The sequence below is a fragment of the Leisingera sp. F5 genome (genome assembly GCF_001593695.1).
In genome coordinates this window covers 1-2591 of sequence record NZ_LUKH01000394.1, presented here as the reverse complement: position 1 = coordinate 2591, position 2591 = coordinate 1, and the positions used below count along the sequence as shown (strand labels likewise).

The 2591-nt window shown below is 64.2% G+C and carries 4 protein-coding genes; all 4 read left to right on the top strand.

Annotated elements, in window-relative coordinates; genetic code table 11:
• Positions 1-121 precede the first annotated feature (121 nt).
• The gene (locus A2I95_RS30830) at positions 122-790 is read left to right on the top strand and encodes a hypothetical protein (RefSeq protein WP_291735962.1); all 669 of its coding nucleotides are present in this window, start codon (positions 122-124) and stop codon (positions 788-790) included.
• A complete protein-coding gene (gene thpR / locus A2I95_RS30825) occupies positions 790-1332 on the top strand; it encodes an RNA 2',3'-cyclic phosphodiesterase (RefSeq protein WP_051371975.1) in 543 nt (180 codons plus the stop codon). The genes A2I95_RS30830 and thpR overlap by 1 nt, the downstream gene beginning before the upstream one ends.
• 61 nt (positions 1333-1393) lie before the next feature.
• Positions 1394-1777, top strand: coding sequence for a tol-pal system-associated acyl-CoA thioesterase (gene ybgC, locus A2I95_RS30820; RefSeq protein ID WP_291735960.1), 384 nt, complete (start codon positions 1394-1396; stop codon positions 1775-1777).
• Positions 1778-1882: 105 nt separating this feature from the next.
• Positions 1883-2578, top strand: a complete 696-nt coding sequence (gene tolQ / locus A2I95_RS30815) for a protein TolQ (protein WP_027259885.1) — start codon at positions 1883-1885, stop codon at positions 2576-2578.
• The last annotated feature ends 13 nt before the right edge of the window (positions 2579-2591 follow it).

Genomic DNA, 2591 nt, shown 5'->3' with positions numbered 1-2591 from the left:
TGCCCGGCCCAAGGCTGTTTGCGGCTGTCTGGCGCAGCCAGGGGGCCGGACAGGCGCGGGAGCCCCCCTTGCCGCCGCGCGGCACAGACGGCATAGACAGGGCAGGATCAAGGAGACGCATATGACCGCCCAGCTGCCAGACCTGACGCCCGAACAGATCGAAGCCCTGTTCACCCGCCAAGACGGCTCATACGCTTGTGCCCGCTGGGGCCGGCCGGTGGCGCCGATCGTCTTCGGGGTTCAGGACGAGACACTGAAAACCGTTAAGGGAGCGCTGGAAGCGGTGATGACGCTGGCAGGACATCAGATGGCCGAGACCGACCCTGAGCTGGGCTCGAATCTGATGTTCTTCTTTTTCCTGGACTGGGACGAACTGCTGGAAGTGCCGGACCTGGACAGGCTGATCCCGGGGCTTGCGCCGCTGGTGGCGCGGCTGAAGGCGGCGGAGGCCAGCCAGTACCGGGCGTTCCGGTTTGACGATCAGGGCGGAATCAAGGCGGCGTTTGTGTTTCTGCGGATGCAGGGGGCGATGGCGCGGATGCCCGCCGAGACGCTGGCGCTCACCCAAGCGGTGCAGGTTGCGCTGATGTGGGGCGATGCGGCCTTTGCCGAGGCCTCGCCGCTGGCGGTGCTGCCGGAGACCGGCGCCACCATTCTGCGGCCGGAGGTTGCGGGCGTGATTGCCGCAGCATACGACCGGATGATGCCGGTGGCGGCTGACGACAAGTCGCACGCCCTGCGTCTGTTCGCGCGGCTGCAGGCGCCGGCGGCGGAACCGCCGCAGTCCTGATGCGCGCCTTCGTGGGCCTGCCGCTGCCAGATGAGGCCTTGGAGACGCTTGAACACGTGCAGGAGGGGCTGACCGTGGGCCGGCATGTCCCCGCGGAAAACTTGCACCTGACGCTGGCTTTCTTGGATGACCAGCCTGAACCGGTGCTGCAGGCCCTGCATCAAATTCTGGCAGAGATCAGTGCTCCTCCGTTGCAGTTATCCTTTCGCGGGCTTGATACTCTTGGCGGCAAGCTGCCGCGAGTGTTGGCGGCGGAGGTGCAGAAGACACCGGAGCTGGGCCATTTGCGCGACCGTGTCCGCAGCGCCTGCCGGACTGCCGGGATCGAGTTGTCCCGCGAGCGATTCCGCCCGCATGTGACGCTGGCACGCTTTCCCAGGCATTTGGAGGCGGGGCAGGTGGAAAAGATTGCCCGTTTCCTGGCCGCGGCAGCGGGTTTCGGGCTGGGGTGGGAGGCGGACAGTTTTGCGCTGTTCCAGTCCACTTTGGCGCCGGAAGGCGCGCGCTATGACGTGCTGGCGGAGTACAGGCTGCAAGGGTGAACCGCTTGCAGCGGTTGGGCACCGCCCATAGGGTGCGCGAGCAAAAGCAGGAGCGCAGGTAATGAACCATCATTTCCCTGTCCGGGTCTATTACGAGGACACCGACATGGGCGGGATCGTCTATCACGCCAATTACCTGCGCTTCATCGAACGTGCGCGCAGCGACTGGGTGCGTGGAATAGGCGTTGATCAGAACGCCATGCGCGAGGCCGGGCTGATCTATGTGGTGCGCCGGATCGAAGCGGATTATCTGGCGCCCGCCAAGTTCGACGAGGAACTGCTGGTCACGACCTCAATGCACAATGTGACTCCGGCCCGGATGACCCTGATCCAGGAGGTGACCCGCGGCGGCCAGCCGTTGTTCCGGGCCCAGGTCACCATTGTCTGCATCACCACAGGCGGCAAGCCTGCGCGGCTTCCGGCAGAGATTCGCGCATTGCGGTAACATTTGGCGCCGTGGCGGCTGTTTTAATGGCCTTTGACATTGAACTGGGCTAGCCTTTGGCCAAATAAGGCCGGAGAAACGGCCGGGAAATCGTAGAGCAGGCGAATGGAAGCAGAAACTCTGGCGCTGGCGCAGGAGATTGATTTCTCCATGTGGGGCCTTTTCGCGCGGGCCACCGTAACCGTGAAACTGGTGATGCTGATGCTGGTCGGGGCCTCGATCTGGTCTTGGGGCATCATCGTTCAGAAGATGATCAACTACCGTCTTGCCCGCAGGGAAGCCGATGCCTTTGACCGCGCCTTCTGGTCGGGCAATCCGCTGGATGCGCTGTTTGATCAGATCGGCGCAGAACCCCCTGGGCAGGCGGCCCGGATCTTTTCCGCAGGCATGACGGAATGGCGGCGCAGCCACCGCAGCGACGGCGGGCTGATCCCCGGCGCGCAGGCGCGCATCGACCGGTCGATGGATGTGGCCATCGCCAAAGAGACCGAGGGGCTGCAAAGCGGCTTGTCGATCCTGGCCACCGTCGGCTCTACTGCGCCCTTTGTGGGGCTGTTCGGCACCGTCTGGGGCATTATGACCGCCTTTATCGAGATTGCAGAGCAGCAGAACACCAACCTGGCCGTAGTGGCGCCGGGCATTGCCGAGGCGCTGATGGCGACCGGTCTGGGCCTGCTGGCGGCGATCCCGGCCGTGGTTTTCTACAACAAGCTGAGCGCGGACAGCGACCGTATCATCGGCGGCTATGAGGCCTTTGCCGATGAGTTTGCAACGATTCTTAGCCGCCAGTTGGATTCCTGAATTATGGGCGCCG